17 protein-coding genes are annotated in these 21,052 nt (G+C 72.1%); 10 read left to right on the top strand and 7 right to left on the bottom strand.

The window, feature by feature from the left end; translation table 11 throughout:
• Positions 1-383: 383 nt before the first annotated feature.
• Positions 384-1,229 carry a hypothetical protein gene (locus ACIG3E_RS17980; RefSeq protein ID WP_399616910.1) on the top strand — a complete coding sequence of 282 codons (846 nt, stop codon included), beginning with the start codon at positions 384-386 and terminating at the stop codon, positions 1,227-1,229.
• Positions 1,230-1,398: 169 nt separating this feature from the next.
• On the opposite strand, the gene ACIG3E_RS17975 is transcribed toward ACIG3E_RS17980, so the two are convergent.
• The gene (locus tag ACIG3E_RS17975; protein WP_399616908.1) at positions 1,399-1,893 is read right to left on the bottom strand and encodes a MarR family winged helix-turn-helix transcriptional regulator; all 495 of its coding nucleotides are present in this window, start codon (positions 1,891-1,893) and stop codon (positions 1,399-1,401) included.
• A 316-nt stretch (positions 1,894-2,209) separates the two neighbouring features.
• On the opposite strand from ACIG3E_RS17975, the gene ACIG3E_RS17970 reads away from it, so the two are divergent.
• The gene (locus ACIG3E_RS17970; protein ID WP_399616904.1) at positions 2,210-3,049 is read left to right on the top strand and encodes a lysozyme; all 840 of its coding nucleotides are present in this window, start codon (positions 2,210-2,212) and stop codon (positions 3,047-3,049) included.
• A gap of 82 nt (positions 3,050-3,131) precedes the next feature.
• Here ACIG3E_RS17970 and lon read toward each other — a convergent pair whose 3' ends face one another.
• On the bottom strand, positions 3,132-5,549 hold the full coding sequence (gene lon / locus ACIG3E_RS17965; protein ID WP_399616901.1) for an endopeptidase La: 2,418 nt from the start codon (positions 5,547-5,549) through the stop codon (positions 3,132-3,134).
• Positions 5,550-5,815: 266 nt separating this feature from the next.
• On the opposite strand from lon, the gene ACIG3E_RS17960 reads away from it, so the two are divergent.
• Positions 5,816-6,481, top strand: coding sequence for a GNAT family N-acetyltransferase (locus ACIG3E_RS17960; protein ID WP_399616899.1), 666 nt, complete (start codon positions 5,816-5,818; stop codon positions 6,479-6,481).
• A 433-nt stretch (positions 6,482-6,914) separates the two neighbouring features.
• On the opposite strand, the gene ACIG3E_RS17955 is transcribed toward ACIG3E_RS17960, so the two are convergent.
• The 3 genes from ACIG3E_RS17955 to ACIG3E_RS17945 all read right to left on the bottom strand — a co-directional run bounded on the left by ACIG3E_RS17955 (position 6,915) and on the right by ACIG3E_RS17945 (position 9,434).
• A complete protein-coding gene (locus ACIG3E_RS17955) occupies positions 6,915-7,700 on the bottom strand; it encodes a hypothetical protein (protein ID WP_399616897.1) in 786 nt (261 codons plus the stop codon).
• Positions 7,701-7,741: 41 nt separating this feature from the next.
• Positions 7,742-8,092 (bottom strand): PadR family transcriptional regulator, encoded by a 351-nt coding sequence (locus tag ACIG3E_RS17950; protein ID WP_242722899.1) that lies wholly within the window; start codon positions 8,090-8,092, stop codon positions 7,742-7,744.
• A 424-nt stretch (positions 8,093-8,516) separates the two neighbouring features.
• Entirely contained in the window at positions 8,517-9,434 is a 918-nt protein-coding gene (locus ACIG3E_RS17945) for a rhomboid-like protein (protein WP_399617798.1), read from the bottom strand.
• Positions 9,435-9,946: 512 nt separating this feature from the next.
• Between ACIG3E_RS17945 and ACIG3E_RS17940 the strand changes: the two genes are divergently transcribed.
• The 6 genes from ACIG3E_RS17940 (at position 9,947) to erm (ending at position 18,328) form a co-directional block, all read left to right on the top strand.
• Positions 9,947-10,696 carry a spermidine synthase gene (locus ACIG3E_RS17940; RefSeq protein WP_399616893.1) on the top strand — a complete coding sequence of 250 codons (750 nt, stop codon included), beginning with the start codon at positions 9,947-9,949 and terminating at the stop codon, positions 10,694-10,696.
• 66 nt (positions 10,697-10,762) lie between these two features.
• The gene (locus ACIG3E_RS17935) at positions 10,763-11,503 is read left to right on the top strand and encodes a response regulator transcription factor (protein WP_016641312.1); all 741 of its coding nucleotides are present in this window, start codon (positions 10,763-10,765) and stop codon (positions 11,501-11,503) included.
• 167 nt (positions 11,504-11,670) lie between these two features.
• Positions 11,671-12,741, top strand: coding sequence for a HAMP domain-containing sensor histidine kinase (locus tag ACIG3E_RS17930; RefSeq protein WP_172383865.1), 1,071 nt, complete (start codon positions 11,671-11,673; stop codon positions 12,739-12,741).
• A gap of 277 nt (positions 12,742-13,018) precedes the next feature.
• The gene (locus ACIG3E_RS17925; RefSeq protein WP_399616889.1) at positions 13,019-16,786 is read left to right on the top strand and encodes a multifunctional oxoglutarate decarboxylase/oxoglutarate dehydrogenase thiamine pyrophosphate-binding subunit/dihydrolipoyllysine-residue succinyltransferase subunit; all 3,768 of its coding nucleotides are present in this window, start codon (positions 13,019-13,021) and stop codon (positions 16,784-16,786) included.
• Positions 16,787-16,905: 119 nt separating this feature from the next.
• Positions 16,906-17,088, top strand: a complete 183-nt coding sequence (locus ACIG3E_RS17920) for a DUF6104 family protein (protein WP_003961784.1) — start codon at positions 16,906-16,908, stop codon at positions 17,086-17,088.
• A 436-nt stretch (positions 17,089-17,524) separates the two neighbouring features.
• The gene (gene erm / locus ACIG3E_RS17915; RefSeq protein ID WP_399616887.1) at positions 17,525-18,328 is read left to right on the top strand and encodes a 23S ribosomal RNA methyltransferase Erm; all 804 of its coding nucleotides are present in this window, start codon (positions 17,525-17,527) and stop codon (positions 18,326-18,328) included.
• On the opposite strand, the gene ACIG3E_RS17910 is transcribed toward erm, so the two are convergent.
• Positions 18,302-19,231, bottom strand: coding sequence for a TIGR03620 family F420-dependent LLM class oxidoreductase (locus tag ACIG3E_RS17910; RefSeq protein WP_399616885.1), 930 nt, complete (start codon positions 19,229-19,231; stop codon positions 18,302-18,304). The two genes, erm and ACIG3E_RS17910, sit on opposite strands and share 27 nt — an antisense overlap.
• A 104-nt stretch (positions 19,232-19,335) precedes the next feature.
• Between ACIG3E_RS17910 and ACIG3E_RS17905 the strand changes: the two genes are divergently transcribed.
• Positions 19,336-19,962, top strand: a complete 627-nt coding sequence (locus tag ACIG3E_RS17905; RefSeq protein ID WP_399616882.1) for a TetR/AcrR family transcriptional regulator — start codon at positions 19,336-19,338, stop codon at positions 19,960-19,962.
• Between the two features lie 50 nt (positions 19,963-20,012).
• Here the strand turns inward: ACIG3E_RS17905 and ACIG3E_RS17900 are convergent, their stop codons facing one another.
• Complete coding sequence (locus ACIG3E_RS17900; protein ID WP_399616880.1) at positions 20,013-20,864, bottom strand: hypothetical protein; 852 nt, start codon at positions 20,862-20,864, stop codon at positions 20,013-20,015.
• Positions 20,865-21,052 lie beyond the last annotated feature (188 nt).

The raw sequence follows: 21,052 nt of genomic DNA, 5'->3' as shown, positions 1-21,052 counted from the left end.
TTGCACCGGAGCTCGCATTCCTGTTTTCGTCTGCCCTAGGGCCCGGGTGACGATCCGTCAACGCGAGCGCTCCCGGCACGGACCCTGACCTTGCCAGACGATTCCAGTGCCGGTGCGCGGCAGTCTCGCATCGTCTGCCTGGCCACCTGAAGGAGTGAACATCGACTGGGAGTTGGCGAGCAAGTCACGCTGCGTGTCGTGCGGGCCGCGCGCGGTGCGCCGGTTGGACGTCCGAGGACGGCTTTGGCAGGATGCGCCGCCACACCCTTCGGAGCCGTCGATTCCGGCCGATTTCCCCTGCCCTGACCCCCGCCGCCGGGCCGCCCCAACGTCGGCGCGCGCCCTCCGGCCGGGCCCCGGCGCACCTCGGGCAGACTGACCCGATGCGCATCGAACTGGCCACCGAACCCGGCGCCCCCGACCGCCCCAACGAGGACTACGCCTCGGTCGCGCTGCCCGCGTCCGGACAGGGCGGATCACTGGTCCTGCTCGACGGCGTGACGCCCCCGGCCGAGGACGTCGGCTGTCTGCATTCCGTCCCCTGGTTCACCGCGCGCCTCGGCGGCGCACTGGGCGAACTGTCCGTTTCCCGACCGGATCTGACGCTCCCTGAGATCCTCGCGGCGGCCATCTCGCGCACCGCGGACACCCACCGTGACACCTGTGACCTTTCTCACCCGCGCACCCCGCAGGCGACGGTGGTCCTCGCCCGCTGGGACGCCGAGCGCGTCTCGTACCTCGTCCTGTCCGACTCGGCGCTGCTCCTCGCGGGACCCGACGGCGCGGTGGACGCGGTCCTCGACCGGCGCCTGGACGAGCTCCCGGCCGCCGTGCGCACCCTGCGCGACGCCGTACGGGCGCTGCCGCGCGGCTCCGCCGAACGGCGGGCGCTCGGCGGTGAGTACGCGGCCGCCGTCGAGGCGCTGCGGAACGCGGAGGGCGGCTTCCACACCGCCGCCGCCGACCCCGCCGTCGCCGCCCTCGCGGTCACCGGCGAACGGCCCCGCTCCGCCGTCACCGCCCTCGCCGCGCTCACGGACGGGGCCGGGCGCTGGGTCGAGACGTTCCGCGAGGGCGGCTGGGCCGACTGCTTCGCGCTGCTGCGCAAGGACGGCCCGCGGGGACTCGTCGAGCGCGTACGCGAGTTGGAGGAGGCGGACCCGGACGGCACGGCGTTCCCGCGCGGAAAGCGACACGACGACGCGGCCGTGGTGTACGCGGAGCTGTAGCCGCGGCCCCGGCACGCCCGCCCGTACGGGCACGGCCGCGGAGGGTCATGTGCCCACGTACGAAGCGGAATTGCACCAGCGGGTTACGTGCAGCGGAAGGGGACGCCGGTCCGAAGCCGGGCCAAAGCGGGGCCGGAGCCGGGCCGGAGCCGGGCCGGAGCGGCGCCGCCTAGAACTCGGCCCGCGCGTTGAGCTGCCGGAGCAGTCGGGCCAGCTCGGCCACCTCGGCCCGGTCCCACCCGGCGAGCTGCCGCACATACCGCTCCCGCCGCCCCCGGCGCACCGTACGGAACCGGTCCCGGCCCTCCTGGGTGAGCCGCACGAGCCAGGCCCTGCCGTCCGCGGGGTCCGGCTCCCGCGTGACCAGGCCGAGCTGCTCCAGGGCCCGCAGCTGACGGCTCATGGTGGCCTTGCCGACGCCGATGAAGGCGGCCAGGTCCGTGGCGCGCCGCGGCCCGGACTCGTCCAGGAAGGCGAGCAGCCCGTACGCGGCCGGTTCGAGATCCGGGTGGACCTGGCGGGCCATCTCGCCGGACGAGGCCCGGGCGCGGCGGAGCAGCAGCGTCAGCTCCCGCTCCAGGGCGAGGAACTCGTGGTCCACACCACCGCCCACCGCCGTCCCGTCCCCGCCCGAACCCCCGCCGTGGTGCGTGTCCTCACGCATGTCAGCACCCCTGCCGCACTTTCCCGATCCTGAAAGTTTTCGCCAGCCGCAGCCATCGCCGCAGCTCGCCCAGTATTTCGCAGGCGTAGACCAACGGCGGCCACGAGAGCCCCTTCCCTCCCGTTGTCTACGTGCGTAGCTTCATTGGTGGCATGTCCACACCAGAAGCCACGTGCCCCGGGTACCCGTGGCACGGAGTGTTCAGCGACATGTCGACAGGTCCCCCCACCGAGCCCGCCCGCCGCACCGGCGAAGCGCCACACCTTCGGCCACGCCCGCGCCGAACGGGCTCCACGAGGCCTTTCGGAGGCACGCCATGCCCGTGCACAGATCCCGTACGGCCCGCCGCGGACATCCCGTCGCGGGCGCTCTCCTCGCCGTCCTGTCCGCCCTCGCGCTCCTCGTCGCCCTGCCCGGCGCCGCGCAGTCCGCCGACGGTGACGACATCCCACCGCGCGGCAGCGCCCGCATGGGCCAGGGCGTCATCGAACACGACGGCCAGGGCGGCAGGCCCAGCGGCGGCGACGCCGCCCAGACGGAGGGCGTCGACGTCAGCAGCCACCAGGGCAACGTCAACTGGCAGGCTCTATGGGACAGCGGCGTCCGATGGGCCTACGTGAAGGCCACGGAGTCCACCTCCTACCGCAATCCGTACTTCGCGCAGCAGTACAACGGCTCGTACAACGTCGGCATGATCCGCGGCGCCTACCACTTCGCCACCCCCGACACCTCCAGCGGCGCCGCCCAGGCCAACTACTTCGTCGACAACGGCGGCGGCTGGTCCCCCGACGGCAGGACGCTGCCCGGCGCCCTCGACATCGAATGGAACCCCTACGGCGCCGCCTGCTTCGGCAAGTCCCAGAGCGGCATGGTCAGTTGGATCCAGGACTTCCTGGACACCTACCGCGCCCGCACCGGCCGCGACGCCGTGATCTACACGGCCACCACCTGGTGGAAGCAGTGCACGGGCAACTACGGCGGCTTCGCCTCCGCCCACCCGCTGTGGATCGCGCGCTACAACACCAGCCCCGGCGAACTCCCCGCCGGCTGGGGCTTCCACACCATGTGGCAGTACACGTCCTCCGGCCCGATCGTCGGCGACCACGACAAGTTCAACGGCGCCTACGACCGCGTGCAGGCCCTGGCCAACGGCTGACCGCCCGGCCTCGCCCTGAGAGCGGGTGCGGCAAGGTCCGGGGCCCTCACAGCCCCGGACCTTCACCGCCCCGCCGCGCCCGTCACGCCGCGGCGGGAACCTTCACCTCGGCCGGCGCCAGCGCCAGGTCGAGCACCTGCCGGACGTCCGTCACCGCGTGCACGTCGAGCTTCTCCAGGACCTCGGCGGGGACGTCGTCCAGGTCCGGCTCGTTCCGCTTCGGGATGATCACTGTGGTGATCCCGGCGCGGTGGGCCGCGAGCAGCTTCTGCTTGACGCCGCCGATCGGCAGCACCCGCCCGGTCAGCGAGACCTCACCGGTCATCGCCACGTCCGTGCGCACCAGACGGCCGCTGAGCAGCGACGCGAGCGCCGTCGTCATCGTGATGCCCGCGCTCGGCCCGTCCTTGGGCACCGCGCCCGCCGGGAAGTGGATGTGCGCGCCCCGGTCCTTCAGATCGCCGACGGGCAGCTCCAGCTCGGCGCCGTGGGAGCGCAGGAAGGACAGCGCGATCTGCGCGGACTCCTTCATCACGTCACCCAGCTGTCCGGTGAGCGTCAGACCGGCCGCGCCCGTCTCCGGGTCGGCGAGCGAGGCCTCGACGAACAGCACGTCGCCGCCCGCCCCGGTGACCGCGAGCCCCGTGGCCACGCCGGGCACCGCGGTGCGCCGCTCGGCCGGGTCCTGCGCCGACTCCGGCACGTGGTGCGGTCGCCCGATCAGACCGCGCAGCTCCTCCGCGCCGACCGTGAACGGCAGCTCCCGCTCGCCCAGCTCGTGCTGCGCCGCGACCTTCCGGAGCAGCCGGGCGATGGAACGCTCCAGATTGCGCACCCCCGCCTCGCGCGTGTACTCCCCGGCGAGCTTGCGCAGCGCGCTCTCATCGACCGTCACCTCGCCCTCGGCGAGTCCGGCCCGGTCGAGCTGGCGGGGCACCAGGTGGTCCCGGCCGATGACGACCTTCTCGTCCTCGGTGTAGCCGTCGAGGCGGACCAGCTCCATGCGGTCGAGCAGGGCCTCGGGGATGGCCTCCAGGACATTGGCCGTGGCCAGGAAGACCACGTCGCTCAGGTCCAGCTCCACTTCCAGGTAGTGGTCACGGAAGGTGTGGTTCTGCGCCGGGTCGAGCACTTCGAGGAGCGCGGCCGCCGGGTCGCCCCGGAAGTCCGAGCCCACCTTGTCGATCTCGTCGAGGAGCACCACCGGGTTCATCGAACCGGCCTCCTTGATGGCCCGCACGATCCGCCCCGGCAGGGCGCCCACATAGGTGCGCCGGTGGCCGCGGATCTCCGCCTCGTCCCGCACACCACCGAGCGCGACCCGCACGAACTTGCGCCCCATGGCGTGCGCCACCGACTCCCCGAGCGAGGTCTTGCCGACGCCGGGCGGCCCGACCAGCGCGAGCACCGCGCCGCCGCGCCGCCCGCCGATCACGCCCATGCCGCGGTCCGTGCGCCGCTTGCGCACCGCCAGGTACTCGGTGATCCGCTCCTTCACGTCCTCCAGACCCGCGTGCTCGGCGTCCAGGACCTGCTGCGCGCCCTTGATGTCGTACGCGTCCTCGGTCCGCTCGGTCCACGGCAGCTCCAGGACCGTGTCCAGCCAGGTGCGGATCCAGGAGCCCTCGGGAGACTGGTCGCTCGTGCGCTCCAGCTTCTCGACCTCTTTCAGGGCCGCTTCCCGCACGTGCTCGGGCAGGTCGGCGGCCTCGACCCGGGCGCGGTAGTCGTCGGACTCCTCCTCGCCCTCCTGGCCGTTCAGCTCGCGCAGCTCCTTGCGCACCGCCTCCAGCTGACGCCTCAGCAGGAACTCGCGCTGCTGCTTGTCCACGCCCTCCTGGACGTCCTTGGCGATCGACTCGGCGACGTCCTGCTCGGCCAGGTGCTCGCGCAGCTGCTCGGTGGCGAGCTTCAGACGGACCGTCGGGTCCTCGGTCTCCAGGAGCTTGACCTTCTGCTCGGTGGTGAGGAACGGCGAGTAACCGGAGTTGTCCGCGAGCGCCGCGACGTCCTCGATCTGCTGCACGCGGTCGACGACCTGCCAGGCCCCGCGCTTCTTCAACCAGCTCGTGGCCAGGGCCTTGTACTCCTTGACCAGCTCGGCCGTCACCCCGGGCAGCGGGTCCGGCACGGTCTCCTCGACCTGCGTACCCTCCACCCACAGCGCGGCGCCGGGGCCGGTGGTGCCCGCGCCGATGCGCACCCGGGCCCGCCCGCGGATCAGCGCACCGGGGTCACCGTCCGACAGCCGGCCCACCTGCTCGACGGTGCCGAGCACACCGGTGCCCGCGTACGTCCCGTCGATGCGCGGAACAAGCAGCACCTTCGGCTTGCTGCTACTCCCACTGGACCTCGCGGCGGCCTGTGCGGCCTCCACCGCGGCTCGTACGTCGGCGTCGGACAGGTCGAACGGCACCACCATGCCGGGCAGCACGACCTCGTCGTCGAGCGGCAGCACGGGCAGAGCGAGCGAGGTGTTAGCCGTGGACTCAGCAGCCATGATCTCCCCTTCGGCATTCAAGTTGAGCTATACCGACTCAATGCTTGTGAGCCCCTGATTGTTCCCAGGGGTTTGTTCGCTGTGAGCGATCACCTCTGCCACCACAGAGACGCGACTCAGTAACTTTCACCTAGCTAGTTCAACCATTACTCGTTATGACTGCACCTCTTGACTGTCCATTACATGGCCGGTCGACGTTGGGAGACGTACGGATGGAAGCGACGGGGGCTACGGCGGCCGCGGGGGCCATGGGGGCCTTGGAGGTCATGGGAGCGGACGAGGCGGTGCGCGCTTGGGTCGACGGCTGGGTCGCCTCCCGTGGCGCCGCTCCCCCGGCGGTGGAGCCGTGGGGCTACACGATCGACGTCGGCCTGGCCAAGCATCCGTCCCGGCACGTCTTCGGTGCGCCGCAGGGCGGTGTACAGGAGGCCGACGTGCGCAAGGTCGCGGCGTCGGTGTCCGGTGCGGACATCTGGCTGAAGGTCTTCGCCGAGCCGTCGCGGGTGGCGCAGTGGCTCGGCCCGGAGTGGTGGGTCGATCCGGAGGAGGGCTATCTGATGACGGTGGCCCTGTCCCCGGTGGCCCCGGATCGTCTGGTGGCACCGGAGGGTTACCGGCTGCGCACGTGGACGCGGGGCGGTGTCGTTCGGACGATGGTGACCGCGGCTGATGGCTCTTGGGCGGCGCGCGGCCAGATGGCGCCGACGGGCCGCACGGCGGTCGCGGACCAGATCGAGACCTCGCCGGAGCACCGCCGCCGCGGCCTGGGCAGCCTGGTCATGCGCACGCTTCAGGCCGCCGCGGCCGAGCAGGGCTGCGAGGTCGGCGTCCTGGCCGGGACCGTGGAGGGACGCGCCCTGTACGAGACGCTCGGCTGGCGGGTGGTGGCTTCGCTGACGAGCGCCCGCCGCAAGGGGTCGGACGAGTCTTGAGTGGCGGTGGGGCGGTGACTGGGTGCGGTAGGCCGCTGGCTGGGAGCGGTGAGGCGTTGGCTGGGCGCGGTGGGCTGGTGATGGGTGTGGTGGGCTGGTGACGGGCCGGGCGGGCGTTGGCTGTCGGGGTCGCCTGGCGTGGCGGGCTCGGCTCAGCCGCCCGGCACCTCACCAGCCCACCGCATAGGGCCTCGACTCAGCCGCCCGGCACCTCACCTCGGTGATCGCCTTGCCTGCCTCGCGGGTCGCTGCCTGCCGATGGGGCGGCTGTCGCCCGACTCGTCGGCTGCCGTCGGCCGTCGCAGGCGCTGGCCGTCACGGGCGTTGGCCATCCCGACAGCAGCTGGCGGCCCGACCTGTCGGCCGGTGCCCCGCCCCGGCCGCCCGCCGGTCCGCCGCCCGCCAGTCCGTCCCCTCGGCGGCGTCGGTCCCCTCAGCCCTCCGAAGGCTCGCCCTTTCTCGCGCGCATGTCCTTGACGGCGTACGGCAGGCCGGGCAGGAGGAACAGCAGCGTGCCCCATAGCGGCAGATGGAAGAGCGGGTCGTCACCTATGAGCCAGCCGGTGAGCGCCGCTACGGGCAACGCGGCCAGGCCGATGAGGGTCCAGCCTCTGAAGCCGAGGTTCCCTCGCCGCATTTCCCAGGTGACGGTGCCTGCTGCCAGCGCTCCATAGAAGGCGATCCGGGGCGCTTCTATCGACAGGGTCAGGGTCCGGTCGATGAGGTGGGTGAGCAGCAGCAGGGAGCCGACGACGAAGGGGATCAGGGCGCCCATGCGCAGGACGCGCAGCGGCAGGGGCGTGTGCGCGCGAGCCCAAGAGGCGGCGAACGCCTTCACGTCGGGCCCCACCACGTCCTGTGGGGTACGGCCCGCGGCGGCGGCCTCCTCCAGGTGGTGGGAGAGCTCGCCGAGCATGTCGCGCAGGGAGGCGTCGTCGATTCCGCGGTACTCCCAGTTGCTCCGGCAGATCGCTAGGACGCGCTCGCGGGTGAGGCCGGTGTCGCGCACGGTCTCGTCCAGCGGGTCGCCATCCGATGCGCGACCGCCCGGTGGAGGTGCCCCTCCGCCCTTCGCTTGGCGGGCCGTCGCCTCGCGGATCGTCGCCTCGCCGGTGGGCGTGCCGCCGGTGGCCGCGTCGTCGATCGTGGTTGCATCGGTCACCGTGGCGTTGGCCGCCGCTGCGCCAGCCACCGCTTCGTTCTTCGTTTCGTACGTCATGGCCTTCGTCCCCCCGTTGCGTGCTGTGTCGTGCGTCCTGGTCACGTCCCCAAGGTGCTGGAGACCGCGCCCGTGAAGGCGGTCCAGGTGGTGCGGCCGCTGGTCAGCTCGGCCGCGCCCGCCTCCGTGAGGCGGTAGTACTTGCGCGGCGCCCCGCCCGCCGCGGACGGGGCGCGATAGGAGTCGACCAGGCCAGCCCGCTCCATGCGCGCGAGCAGGGGATAGATGCTCCCCTCGCTCACCAGGTCGAGGCCGCTCTCGGTCAGGGCTTCCACGAACTCATAGCCATACCGAGGCCGCTCCGCGATGAGCGCGAGCAGGCACAGATCGAGCACCCCGCGCAGCAGCTGGCTACGGCGCTGGTCGTGCGACGCGGACAGCTCCTTTGTCATGCGGTACAAGATAGTCGCGCATTGCCTTGCGCCGCAAGAGTCTCGCGAGCATTGAATTCTGACGCCCTCACAGATTCCAGGAACCACGGCCAGGCCCACGGCAGCCGAGGCCCCCACCGCCGAAGCCACCGGCCAGCCAGCAGCGCAGCCCCGGCTCAAGCCCAGCCGCACCCAGCCCAAGGCCGCCGCCAGAGCCAAGCGCGCCACCAGAGACGGACGCGCCGCCAGAGCCAAGCGCGCCACCACAGACGAGCGCGCCGCCGGAACCAAGACCAGCACACGAGCCCAGCCCAGCGTCAGCGCCTACGCTTCCGCCGGGCCCGAACCCCCACCGCCAGCCCCGCCCAGGCACCGGGCACCGGGCACCGGGCACAAGACTCCAGACATCCGGCCACGCCCCAGGGCCCCAAGCCCCGGCAAACCCCTAAGCCGCAGCCCGCCCCACATCGCCCCGCAGCAGCGGCCACGTCGCCACGCCCACCGTGAGGGCGAGCAGATGACCCCAGTTCGTCATCGGGTCAGTGAACGCGATGAGGTCCTCGACGAGCATCCAGCCGAAGCCCGCCAGGACCGCCCAGCGCAGCCACGGCGCGAGGACGCCCGCGAGGGCGCCGACGCTCGCGGCGACGCCGAAGCTGATGCCGTAGTCGAGCCGGTGCAGCGACGTGCCGGGGAGGTGGCCGACGAGGACGGAGAGCCCCACCGGGATCTCCGTGGCCAGCGTCGCGACGACGTGCCCGAGCACGAAGACGGCGGCGGCGCGCAACGCGCCCACGCGCCGTTCGAGCGCGGTGAGGACGAACAGGAACCCGATGGCGTACGGCGACGCGATGCCGCCCGCGATCCACAGCGCGCTGGCGACGAGGACGAACACGGGCCGGTCCGCCAAATGGGCGACATCCGTGCTCGACCCCTGGTGCATCGAGGAGATCACCGACGGGTCGGCGTGCTCGGCGACCACCGAGGTGACCAGGAGGACCACCGCGTAGCAGAACGTGAAGGGCGTGCCCGTGGGAGTCGGCAGCAGCCGCCAGGGCCGCAGTCCACGGATCCCGGCCAGCGCGGCGGCGCCGAGGGAGACAGGCGCGGCAGGCGCGGTCACCGAAGCGACAGGGCCGGAGCCCGGCCCGCCCCCGGCCACAGCCAGACCGGCCTCGGCCAGACCGACCGCAGCAGAACCCGCCCCGAGCGAACCGGAACCCCATCCGGAACCGGAAGCGGAATCGGCACCAGGACCGACCGCGGCCCCAGCCCCGGCCCCGCCCCCGGAAGCCACCCCCTCAAGACCGCCCACCGCCCCCGCGAGCGCCCCGGCCGCGACCACCCGCCGCTGCCGCGGCATCGCGTCCAGCACGCCCTCGCGGGGTATCCCGTCCAGCAGGTCCCCGTCGGACGCCCCGCCCAGCACGTCTCCGCTGTCGGCCGCCTCGGGCCCGCCCGGGCCGGAAGCCCTGGAGCCCCGACCAGAAGCCGCACCGGCTCCCCCGCCAGACCTCGTGGACTCCGTAGGCCCCGTAGACCCCGTAGAAGCACCCTCGCCAGTACCCACAGAGGCGCCCATGCCAGAAATGGTCCGGTTCACGCTGAGGCGCTCCCTCCGTCACGGAACTTCACTAGGAACTTCCTACGCGACTGCATCACAAATCGATCACGTTCACTACATCACGAATCGATCACGTTCACGCTTCACTGATCGTCCCCGCGCTGTCTATGACCGACGCCACGTGCGACGCGATTCATAGGAACCCACAGCAACCCGACGCCATTCCGCGGCGTCCCACATGAGCCCGTCGAGACCCTCCTGGGAGCTCGAATTCCCTGGAGTCGGCGGGACGGGGACAGCAGGATGGGGGGATGCGCACTCCGTACCACCCCGATCCCCCCGTGGTCCTCGACAGGCGCGACGGCCCCTACGGCGAAGTCGTGCTGCGGCGCCACGGCGACCTGCTCCAGATCATCGCCAACGGCACGTTCCTCATGGACACCTCGGACGGCCGCTCCGAGCGCCTCCTGGTCGACGCCGCGTACGACGCGCTGGACGGGCGCCCGCGGCCCAGCGTCCTCATCGGCGGCCTGGGCGTCGGCTTCTCGCTCGCCCACGCGGCCGCGGACCCCCGCTGGGGCCGCATCACCGTGGTGGAGCGGGAGCAGGCCGTCATCGACTGGCATCGGGACGGACCCCTCGGGGAGCTCTCGGAGCAGGCGCTCGCCGACCCGCGCACGGAGATCCTGCACACCGACCTGATCGCATATGTCAGGGGCGCATTCGCAAGCGTCAACGAACCGGAATGCCCGCGTTCCGCCGCACCCCGGAACACCGGCGGCACGGTCCCCGCCACGTACGACGCCCTCTGCCTGGACATCGACAACGGACCCGACTGGACCGTCACCCAGGACAACGAGAGCCTCTACTCCCCCACCGGCCTCGCCGCCTGCCACGCCCTCCTCAACCCCGGCGGCGTCCTGGCCGTGTGGTCCGCGCAGCCGTCACCCGCTTTCGACTCCGCTTTGCGGAATGCCGGATTCCATCACGTACGTACGGAAGAGATCGCCGTTGCCCGGGGCGTACCGGACGTGGTCCATCTCGCGACAAGGGCTGCGTAGCCGAGGTGCCTCCGCGCCCCGTACTCTGCTGACCGGACACCAAGCGATCACGTCAGGGGCGGGGCGATGGAGCAGACACACACCTCCCACAACAGCGCCACGGCGGCGATGCCAGGAGCACAGCGCCGGGTCCTCGTGGTCGAGGACGACCCGACGATCGTGGACGCCATCGCCGCCCGTCTGCGCGCCGAGGGTTTCGTCGTGCAAACGGCGGCGGACGGCCCGGCGGCGGTGGACACCGCCCAGGCCTGGCAGCCCGATCTACTGATCCTCGACATCATGCTGCCGGGCTTCGACGGCCTGGAGGTCTGCCGCCGCGTGCAGGCCCAGCGCCCCGTACCGGTGCTGATGCTGACGGCGCGGGACGACGAGACGGACATGCTCGTCGGGCTCGGCGTCGGGGCGGACGACTACATGACCAAACCCTTCTCCATGCGCGAACTGGCCGCACGTGTCCACGTGCTGCTGCGCCGCGTGGAGCGGGCCGCGCTGGCCGCGACGACGCCGCGCAGCGGCATCCTCCGGCTCGGCGAGCTGGAGATCGACCACGCGCAGCGGCGGGTGCGGGTGCGCAGCGAGGACGTGCATCTGACACCCACGGAGTTCGACCTCCTGGTATGTCTGGCCAACACCCCGCGCGCGGTGCTCTCGCGCGAGCAGCTGCTCGCCGAGGTGTGGGACTGGGCGGACGCCTCCGGCACGCGCACGGTCGACAGCCACATCAAGGCGCTGCGGCGCAAGATCGGCGCGGAGCGCATCCGTACGGTGCACGGCGTCGGGTACGCCCTGGAGACCCCGACGCCATGACCGCGGACCCCGGCGCCGCCGACGGCCCGCCCCCAGGCGCCCTGAGCGGCACGACGCCCCGGAGCGCCGGGAGCGGTACGACGGCGCACGGCGCCGTGCGGGGTACGGCGGGCGGCACCCCGGGCATGGGTCTGAGGTGGCGCTGCGACCGGGGTGGAGGTGGGGGGATGAGCGGTCCCTTCGGCGGGCTCAGGCCGTTCTCCATCAAGACAAAGCTCGGGACGCTGGTCGTCGTCTCGGTGTTCATCACCACCGGGCTGCTGATGGTGGCCATGAAGACCGAGACCGAGCTGCGCTTCATCACGGTCTTCTCGGTGATCGCCACCCTGCTGATCACGCAGTTCGTGGCCCACGGCCTCACCGCGCCGCTGGACGAGATGAACTCGGTGGCCCGCGCGGTCTCGCACGGCGACTACACGCGCCGCGTACGCGGCGCCGACCGGCGCGACGAGCTCGGCGACGTGGCCACGACGATCAACCGCATGGCCGACGACCTGGAGGCCCAGGACCAGCAGCGCAAGGAGCTCGTCGCCAACGTCTCGCACGAGCTGCGCACCCCCATCGCGGCCCTGCGGGCCGTCCTGGAGAACGTCGTCGACGGGGTCTCGGCCGCCGACCCGGAGACGATGCGCACGGCCCTGAAGCAGACGGAGCGCCTGGGGCGCCTCGTGGACACCCTCCTTGACCTCTCCCGCCTGGACAACGGGGTCGTCCCCCTCAAAGCGCGCCGCTTCGAAGTGTGGCCCTATCTGTCGGGGGTCCTGAAGGAGGCCAATATGGTCGCCTCCGCGCGCAAAGGGATGCCGTCCGGCTCCGGCAGTCACACCCGTACGGACGTCCATCTGCACCTGGACGTGTCGCCTCCGGAGCTGACGGCTCACGCCGACGCCGAGCGTCTGCACCAGGTGGTCGCCAATCTGATCGACAACGCCGTGAAGCACAGCCCGCCGCACGGCCGCGTCACGGTGCGCGCCCGGCGCGGCCCCTATCCGGAATCGCTGGACCTGGAGGTCCTCGACGAGGGCCCCGGGATCCCCGAGTCGGAGTGGCACCGGGTCTTCGAGCGCTTCAACCGGGGCGCGCACGCCGGCGCACCGCCCGGCGGCGACGGCGGCACCGGCCTCGGCCTCGCCATCGCCCGCTGGGCCGTCGATCTTCACGGCGGTCACATCGGGGTGGCCGAATCGGCTCGCGGCTGCCGGATCCAGGTGAGCCTTCCGGGCCTGCTCGAAGACTGAAGTTGACGTAAGGTTCGAAGTGGAAGCGAGTCACGGGCGCGCAGGTCACGCGCCGGACGGGCCGCAACCGCGTGTCGACGTGCCCAAGGGGTCTCCACGCGGGGAAGCGTCGTAGGCAAACCTCGCTAGTTTCCCGCCATTTACCGCCCCGAAACTCGCAATCCAGTGTGACTTACGCGACGGATGACCGGCCCGGCCTGCACCTGGCGTCGATGGAGGCGTAGCCTTTATTTCCGCTGTCCATCACCTTGTGAAGCGGAAGAGGGCGGTTGCCGCCGTGTCGCCACAGTCCCCCAGTAACTCGAGCACTTCGACCGACCAAGAAGCGCAGGGCAAGAACCCTGCTGCCGCGTTCGGTCCCAATGAGTGGCTCGTCGACGAGATCTATCAGCAGTACCTCCAGGACCCGAATTCGGTCGACCGTGCCTGGTGGGACTTCTTCGCCGACTACAAGCCAGGGGTAGGCGCGTCCGTCGCGGCCGCTCCGGCCAAGCCGGCGGGTGACGCGGCCGCGGGGGCCGCGCCCACCACGTCCCCCGCCCCGGCCCCGGCCGCGCCCGCCGCGCAGCCCGCGCCCGCCGCGAAGGCCCCGGCCCCCGCCGCCAAGCCCGCCGCCGCGGCGAAGCCCGCAGCCGCGCAGCCCGCGGCCAAGGCCGCGCCCGCGACGGAGGCGCCCGCCGGTCCCGAGTACGTGACCCTGCGCGGCCCCTCGGCCGCCGTGGCGAAGAACATGAACGCCTCCCTGGAGGTGCCCACGGCCACGTCCGTGCGCGCGGTCCCGGTGAAGCTGCTGTTCGACAACCGCATCGTCATCAACAACCACCTCAAGCGCGCCCGCGGCGGGAAGATCTCCTTCACGCACCTCATCGGGTACGCGATGGTGCAGGCCATCAAGGCCATGCCGTCGATGAACTACTCCTTCGCGGAGAAGGACGGCAAGCCGACGCTGGTCAAGCCGGAGCACATCAACTTCGGCCTCGCCATCGACCTGGTGAAGCCCAACGGCGACCGCCAGCTGGTCGTCGCGGGCATCAAGAAGGCCGAGACCCTGAACTTCTTCGAGTTCTGGCAGGCCTACGAGGACATCGTCCGGCGCGCCCGCGACGGCAAGCTCGGCATGGACGACTTCACCGGCGTCACGGTCTCCCTGACCAACCCCGGCGGCCTCGGCACCGTCCACTCCGTGCCGCGCCTCATGCCCGGCCAGTCGGTCATCATGGGCGTCGGCTCCATGGACTACCCGGCCGAGTTCCAGGGCACCTCCCAGGACACCCTGAACAAGCTGGGCATCTCCAAGGTCATGACCCTGACCTCGACGTACGACCACCGGGTCATCCAGGGCGCCGCCTCCGGCGAGTTCCTGCGGATCGTCGCGAACCTCCTCCTCGGCGACGGCGGCTTCTACGACGAGATCTTCGAGGCGCTGCGCATCCCGTACGAGCCGGTCCGCTGGCTCAAGGACATCGACGCCTCGCACGACGACGACGTCACGAAGGCCGCCCGGGTCTTCGAGCTGATCCACTCCTACCGCGTCCGCGGCCACGTCATGGCCGACACGGACCCGCTGGAGTACAAGCAGCGCAAGCACCCGGACCTGGACATCACCGAGCACGGCCTGACGCTCTGGGACCTGGAGCGCGAGTTCGCCGTCGGCGGCTTCGCCGGCAAGTCGATGATGAAGCTCCGCGACATCCTCGGCGTCCTGCGCGACTCGTACTGCCGCACCACGGGCATCGAGTTCATGCACATCCAGGACCCGAAGCAGCGCAAGTGGCTCCAGGACCGCATCGAGCGCCCGCACGCCAAGCCGGAGCGCGAGGAGCAGCTGCGCATCCTGCGCCGGCTGAACGCGGCGGAGGCGTTCGAGACCTTCCTGCAGACGAAGTACGTCGGCCAGAAGCGCTTCTCCCTGGAGGGCGGCGAGTCCGTCATCCCGCTGCTCGACGCGGTCATCGACTCCGCGGCCGAGTCGCGCCTGGACGAGGTCGTCATCGGCATGGCCCACCGCGGCCGTCTGAACGTGCTCGCGAACATCGTCGGCAAGTCGTACGCGCAGATCTTCCGCGAGTTCGAGGGCAACCTCGACCCGAAGTCGATGCACGGCTCCGGTGACGTGAAGTACCACCTGGGCGCCGAGGGCACCTTCACGGGCCTGGACGGCGAGCAGATCAAGGTCTCCCTGGTCGCCAACCCCTCGCACCTGGAGGCGGTCGACCCGGTCCTGGAGGGCGTCGCCCGCGCCAAGCAGGACATCATCAACAAGGGGGGCACGGACTTCACCGTCCTGCCGGTCGCCCTCCACGGAGACGCGGCCTTCGCGGGCCAGGGCGTGGTCGCCGAGACGCTCAACATGTCGCAGCTGCGCGGCTACCGCACGGGCGGCACGGTCCACATCGTCATCAACAACCAGGTCGGCTTCACGGCCCCGCCGGAGTCCGCGCGCTCGTCGATGTACTCCACCGACGTGGCCCGCATGATCGAGGCGCCGATCTTCCACGTGAACGGCGACGACCCGGAGGCCGTGGTCCGCGTGGCCCGCCTGGCCTTCGAGTTCCGGCAGGCGTTCAACAAGGACGTGGTCATCGACCTGATCTGCTACCGCCGCCGCGGGCACAACGAGACCGACAACCCGTCGTTCACGAACCCGCAGATGTACAGCCTGATCGACAAGAAGCGCTCGGTGCGCAAGCTCTACACCGAGTCCCTGATCGGTCGCGGCGACATCACCCTGGAAGAGGCCGAGCAGGCCCTCCAGGACTTCCAGGGCCAGCTGGAGAAGGTCTTCACGGAGGTCCGCGAGGCCACCACGACCCCGGTTCCGGCCGAGGTCCCGGCCCCGCAGACCGAGTTCCCCGTGTCCGTGGACACCGCGGTCTCCCAGGAGATCGTCAAGCGGATCGCCGAGTCCCAGGTCAACATCCCCGACCGGATCACCGTGCACCCGCGCCTGCTGCCGCAGCTGCAGCGCCGTGCGGCCATGGTCGAGGACGGCACGATCGACTGGGGCATGGGCGAGACCCTCGCCATCGGCTCCCTGCTGATGGAGGGCACCCCGGTCCGCCTCGCGGGCCAGGACTCCCGGCGCGGCACCTTCGGCCAGCGGCACGGCGTCCTCGTGGACCAGACGACCGGCGAGGACTACACCCCGCTCCAGTACCTCTCCGAGGACCAGGCCCGCTACAACGTCTACGACTCGCTCCTGTCCGAGTACGCGGCGATGGGCTTCGAGTACGGCTACTCGCTGGCCCGCCCCGAGTCGCTCGTCATGTGGGAAGCGCAGTTCGGCGACTTCGTGAACGGCGCGCAGACCGTGGTGGACGAGTTCATCTCGTCGGCCGAGCAGAAGTGGGCGCAGACGTCCGGCGTCACGCTCCTCCTGCCGCACGGCTACGAGGGCCAGGGCCCCGACCACTCGTCGGCCCGCCCCGAGCGGTTCCTCCAGCTCTGCGCCCAGAACAACATGACGGTCGCGATGCCGACGCTCCCGTCGAACTACTTCCACCTCCTGCGGTGGCAGGTGCACAACCCGCACCACAAGCCGCTGGTGGTCTTCACGCCGAAGTCGATGCTGCGCCTCAAGGCCGCCGCCTCGAAGACGGAGGAGTTCACGACGGGCGGCTTCCGCCCCGTCATCGGCGACACCACGGTGGACCCGGCCGCGGTCCGCAAGGTCGTGTTCTGCGCGGGCAAGTTCTACTACGACCTGGAAGCCGAGCGGCAGAAGCGCGGCGCGACGGACATCGCGATCATCCGCATCGAGCGCCTGTACCCGCTGCCGGGTGCCGAGCTCCAGGCGGAGATCGCCAAGCACCCGAACGCCGAGAAGTACCTGTGGGCCCAGGAGGAACCGGCGAACCAGGGCGCGTGGCCGTTCATCGCCCTCAACCTGATCGACCACCTGGACCTGGCGGTCGGCGCCGACATCCCGCACGGCGAGCGCCTGCGCCGCATCTCGCGGCCGCACGGCTCCGCCCCGGCGGTCGGCTCCGCCAAGCGGCACCAGGCCGAGCAGGAGCAGCTGGTGCGCGAGGTGTTCGAGGCCTAGGCCCCGGCACGGTCGTACGGAAGGTGGGCCCGGCCCCGAGTTCTCGGACTCGGGGCCGGGCCCACCGGCGTCGCGGCCTACGATGAACGGGCACATCCCGTCTCGTCAGGAGCATGACTTTGTACTTCACCGACCGTGGCATCGAGGAGCTGGAGAAGCGGCGCGGCGAGGAGGAGGTCACCTTCGAGTGGCTGGCCGAGCAGCTCCGCACGTTCGTGGACCTCAACCCGGACTTCGAGGTGCCAGTAGAGCGCCTGGCGACATGGCTGGCCCGCCTGGACGACGAGGACGAGGACGAGTAGGGGTCCCGGGGCCGCGGCCTGGCAGCGCCCCGAAGGGGCGCGGGGCTGTGCCGATATGCGGCTCCGCCGCGCGAGCGCGACCGACCAGCGCCCCGAAGGGGCGCGGGGAACTGCGCGACGAGCCACGACGAACCGGCAGGCGACCAACAGCCGGGCGCGCCGGTTCCGGCGAGGCGCCCCGGGCCGCCCGGCTCCGAAAACCGTTTGCCGCCCGCCCCGCGAGCGGCCTACCGTGCGGGGCATGTGTGGAATCGCACCCAGCGCCGCCTGCGCGGTGACAAGGCACCGCCGCCCGTAGCGGCGGTCGACCTCTCCCGCGCCCCCGGACGCCCCGCGTCCCCGTGGCCATCAGGAACGGAACGCTCCGCCGCTTCAGCGCGTCAGCGCCGAGCGGCACCTCGTGCTGCCCGGCTCACCTCGAAGCCGCGGAGTCCCAGTGCGCACGCACCGCACCACCACCCCCTCGTACCACCACGGCCGTCATGAGCTCGGCCAGAACTTCCTCACCGACCGGGCCACGATCGACGCCTTCGTAGGCCTCGTGGCCCGCACCCGGGGGCCGATCGTCGAGATCGGCACGGGTGACGGCGCCCTCACGCTGCCCCTCCAGGAGCTCGGCCGGAGCCTGACGGGCATCGAGATCGACGCCCGTCGCGCCGCGCGCCTGGAGCGCCGCACGAACCGCTCGACGACGATCGTCGCCGCCGACTTCCTGCGCTACGCGACGCCGTCGACCCCGCACGTCCTGGTCGGGAACCTGCCCTTCCACGAGACGACGCCGATGCTCCGCCGCATCCTGCGCGCACCGGCCTGGACGGATGCCGTCCTGCTGGTCCAGTGGGAGGTCGCGCGCCGCCGGGCGGGCGTCGGCGGGGCCACGCTGATGACGGCCCAATGGTGGCCCTGGTACGCGTTCACGCTCGCGCGGCGGGTCCCCGCCGGGGCGTTCCGGCCGCGCCCGAACGTGGACGGCGGCCTGCTGACGATCGCCCGCCGCGACCGTCCGCTCATCGACCGCGCGGCCCTGAAGGCCTACCAGGACCTGGTGCACCGCGTCTTCACCGGCCGGGGCCGGGGCCTGCCCCGGATCGTCGCCACCGCCTGCCCAGAGCTCCCCAGGCGGGCCGTGAAGGAGTGGCTCGACCGCCACGGCATCGGCCCGGCGCGGCTGCCCAAGGACCTCACCGCGGAGCAGTGGGCGGAGCTGTACGCCCTAGGGGCGCGCGGGCACCGCCGTTAGCGCCGGCGCGAGCTCGCGCCACTCGCGCAGCGGGAACGCCCCGTCGGCCGTCAGGACCTGGACGCACACGTGGTCCGCCCCGGCGTCCAGGTGTTCCCGTACGCGCGCGTGGAGCACGTCGGCATCCCCGTAGGCGACGATCGCGTCGACGAGCCTGCGGCTCGGCCCGCCGGGCGGCAGGTCGTCGTCGTCGAACCCGAGCCGCCGCAGGCTCGCCACCTGGTGCGGCACGCGCGCGTACCCGGCGACGTGCTCCTCGGCCACGGCCCGCGCCCGTGCCCGGTCCGTGTCGAGGACGACGGCCTGCTCCACGGCGAGGAAGGCGTCCGGCCCGAGGGCCGCGCGGGCGCGCGCGGTGTGCTCCACGGGTACGAAGTACGTGTGCGCTCCCCCGGTGCGCTCCGCCGCGAGCCCCAGCATCTTCGGGCCCAGCGCGGCGAGGAGCCGACGGGGAGCGGAGTCCGGCACCGGCCCGTGCGCGGGTGCCGCGTCCATGGCGTCCAGATAGGCCCTCATGGTCGTCACCGCCCTCCCGCGCGCGGGGACGCGATAGCCGTCCACTTCGATGACGGTGCCGTCGACCCGGTGTCCGCCGAGCCCGAGGACGTACCGCCCGGGGAATGCCTCCCCGAGCGTCCGCTCGGCGTTGGCCATGGCGAGCGGCTCGCGGTAGGCGATGTTGGCGATCCCGGAGGCGACCGGGAGGTGCCGCGTGGCGGACAGCAGCAGCCAGGCCTGCCCCACCGTGTCGCGGCCGAACGCCTCCCCGTACCAGAGGGCCCCGTAGCCCAGTTCCTCGATCTCGGCGGCCGCTTCGCGCACCCGTCCGGCGGGCTGCCCTTCGAAGGCGAAGGTCCAGACACCGACCCGCCCGAGCCCGTCCGTTCCGCGGAGTCCTCGCACGTCGACACCTCCCACTCTTACCGGAGAACCTCTCCGGATAGCTGTGGAGGTACGATACGGAGAAGTTCTCCGGACAGCTACCCCGACCCCCCTGGAACGCAGAGATGACCGAGCCCCCAGGGCGGGCACCAGCCCCCCAGGCCGTCGCCCCGTCCCACGGCCGCGCCCCGCGCGCGGACGCCGTCCGCAATCGCGAGCGCATCGTCGCCGCCGCGCGGGAGGCCTTCGCCGAAGCGGGGCCCGAGGCGTCCCTCAACGACATCGCCCGCCGCGCGGGCGTCGGACCCGGCACGCTGTACCGCAACTTCTCCGGACGGCCCGAACTGCTGGCGGCCGTCCTGAAGGACCGCATCGACACTCTGTGCGGCCGTGCGCAGGACCTCCTGACGGCGGACTCCGCCTACGACGCCCTCGTGGAGTGGCTGCACGCGTTCCTCGTCCACGCGCGCGTGAACCACGGCCTCGGCGGCGCCCTGCTGGTCGAGCAGCTGGAGGAGTCGGGCGCCCTGGGCATCGACTGCCACCAGCGCCTCCACGACGCCGTGGCGGTGCTCCTCACCCGCGCTCAGCGAGCGGGCGCCGCACGCCCCGATCTGAGCCCCTCCGACCTGCTGCACCTGGTCGTCGGCATCGCCCTGTCGACGGCACGCACGGACGAGCGGACGCCCGAGGACCCGCAGCGCCCGGACCGGCTCCTCGGCCTGGTCCTCGACGCGGTACGGACACGCTGACGGGCGGCACGGCCCACTGAAGGCGCGCGAAGGCCGGGCCGGGGGCGCGGCTAGTCCCGCTCCCGCGCCCGGTCGTAGGCGAACCCCAGCGCCCCGTGCACCACGAGGACGAGGCCCGCCACCGCCCAGCCGCCACCGCCGCGCCGCCACAGGGACCAGGCGAGGAGCGGCACGCCCGCCGCGAGCTGGGCACCCGCGAGGGCCCGCGCCCGCGGCCCGCGCAGCCAGGGGCCCAGCGGGCCGCTCTCCACCGCGTCGAGCTCGGCGCGCACCGCGTCGCGCCAGCCCGACCACTCGACGTGCCGTACGCCGTCCAGGACGCGGGCCACTTCCCGTAGCCGGTCGGCCGACTCGCCGGGGCGCAGGCCGGGCGGCAGCTCGACCCCCACGCGCGTGAGGACAGCGATGAGACCGCGCAGCCGGGCCCGCGCGTCGGCCTCCGAGTCGGGGCGGGTCAGCGTGTCCAGGGCCTGCATGTCGAGCACCGGGTCGAGGCCGAGCCGGGCGGCGAACGTCCGCATCGCCTCGTCCTCGCCGACCGGGGTGCCGTTCGCCAGCCACACATAGCCGACCGTCCGCCTGAATCCCGCCGCGAGCGTGCAGCCGGAGCGGTCGGCGTCCCACCACAGCGCGAGAACCGGCCACGGCGAGCCGACGGCGAGCGCGGTCGCCCACCCGGCGAGCACACTGTCGACCGGCTCGCCGCCCTCCAGCCACGGCTTGCCCTCGGGCACGAGCACGCTCCACTCCGGACCCGCGGGCGCGAGCAGCATCCGCTCGCGCAGCAGTTGGGCGACCGTCTCCACGGAGTCCGGCCGGGCCCGGCAGAGCAGCAGCGCACCGGGAGAGGAGGCGGCGTCGGCGGCGTCCGTCGCGCGGGCGGGGGTCGACTCGGAGGACATGGCCCCACGCTAGGACAAACCCTGCCGTTTGGCGCTCGGGCCTGCGGCGTCCGATACCGCCGAGGCGCCGGGCGACGCCGCCGAACGGCGACCTCCCGTTTCCGGCGAAGAAGTACATCTTGACTTTCCGTATCCGCGATATATCGTGTCTAGTCAAGGATGCGATATGGCGCGTTGCGTTCGAGCCG

This window comes from Streptomyces sp. NPDC053474 (genome assembly GCF_044544845.1).
Taxonomy (GTDB): Bacteria; Actinomycetota; Actinomycetes; order Streptomycetales; family Streptomycetaceae; genus Streptomyces.
The sequence above is the reverse complement of the archived record's forward strand: the minus strand, read 5'-3'. Positions and strand labels throughout refer to the sequence as shown.

Bases quoted from the DNA above. Each gene is read 5' to 3' on its own strand.
- ACIG3E_RS17980 (WP_399616910.1), top strand. From the start codon at position 384: ATGCGCATCGAACTGGCCACCGAACCCGGCGCCCCCGACCGCCCCAAC.
- ACIG3E_RS17975 (WP_399616908.1), bottom strand. From the start codon at position 1,893: ATGCGTGAGGACACGCACCACGGCGGGGGTTCGGGCGGGGACGGGACG.
- ACIG3E_RS17970 (WP_399616904.1), top strand. From the start codon at position 2,210: ATGCCCGTGCACAGATCCCGTACGGCCCGCCGCGGACATCCCGTCGCG.
- lon (WP_399616901.1), bottom strand. From the start codon at position 5,549: ATGGCTGCTGAGTCCACGGCTAACACCTCGCTCGCTCTGCCCGTGCTG.
- ACIG3E_RS17960 (WP_399616899.1), top strand. From the start codon at position 5,816: ATGGGAGCGGACGAGGCGGTGCGCGCTTGGGTCGACGGCTGGGTCGCC.
- ACIG3E_RS17955 (WP_399616897.1), bottom strand. From the start codon at position 7,700: ATGACGTACGAAACGAAGAACGAAGCGGTGGCTGGCGCAGCGGCGGCC.
- ACIG3E_RS17950 (WP_242722899.1), bottom strand. From the start codon at position 8,092: ATGACAAAGGAGCTGTCCGCGTCGCACGACCAGCGCCGTAGCCAGCTG.
- ACIG3E_RS17945 (WP_399617798.1), bottom strand. From the start codon at position 9,434: ATGCCGCGGCAGCGGCGGGTGGTCGCGGCCGGGGCGCTCGCGGGGGCG.
- ACIG3E_RS17940 (WP_399616893.1), top strand. From the start codon at position 9,947: ATGCGCACTCCGTACCACCCCGATCCCCCCGTGGTCCTCGACAGGCGC.
- ACIG3E_RS17935 (WP_016641312.1), top strand. From the start codon at position 10,763: ATGGAGCAGACACACACCTCCCACAACAGCGCCACGGCGGCGATGCCA.
- ACIG3E_RS17930 (WP_172383865.1), top strand. From the start codon at position 11,671: ATGAGCGGTCCCTTCGGCGGGCTCAGGCCGTTCTCCATCAAGACAAAG.
- ACIG3E_RS17905 (WP_399616882.1), top strand. From the start codon at position 19,336: ATGACCGAGCCCCCAGGGCGGGCACCAGCCCCCCAGGCCGTCGCCCCG.
- ACIG3E_RS17900 (WP_399616880.1), bottom strand. From the start codon at position 20,864: ATGTCCTCCGAGTCGACCCCCGCCCGCGCGACGGACGCCGCCGACGCC.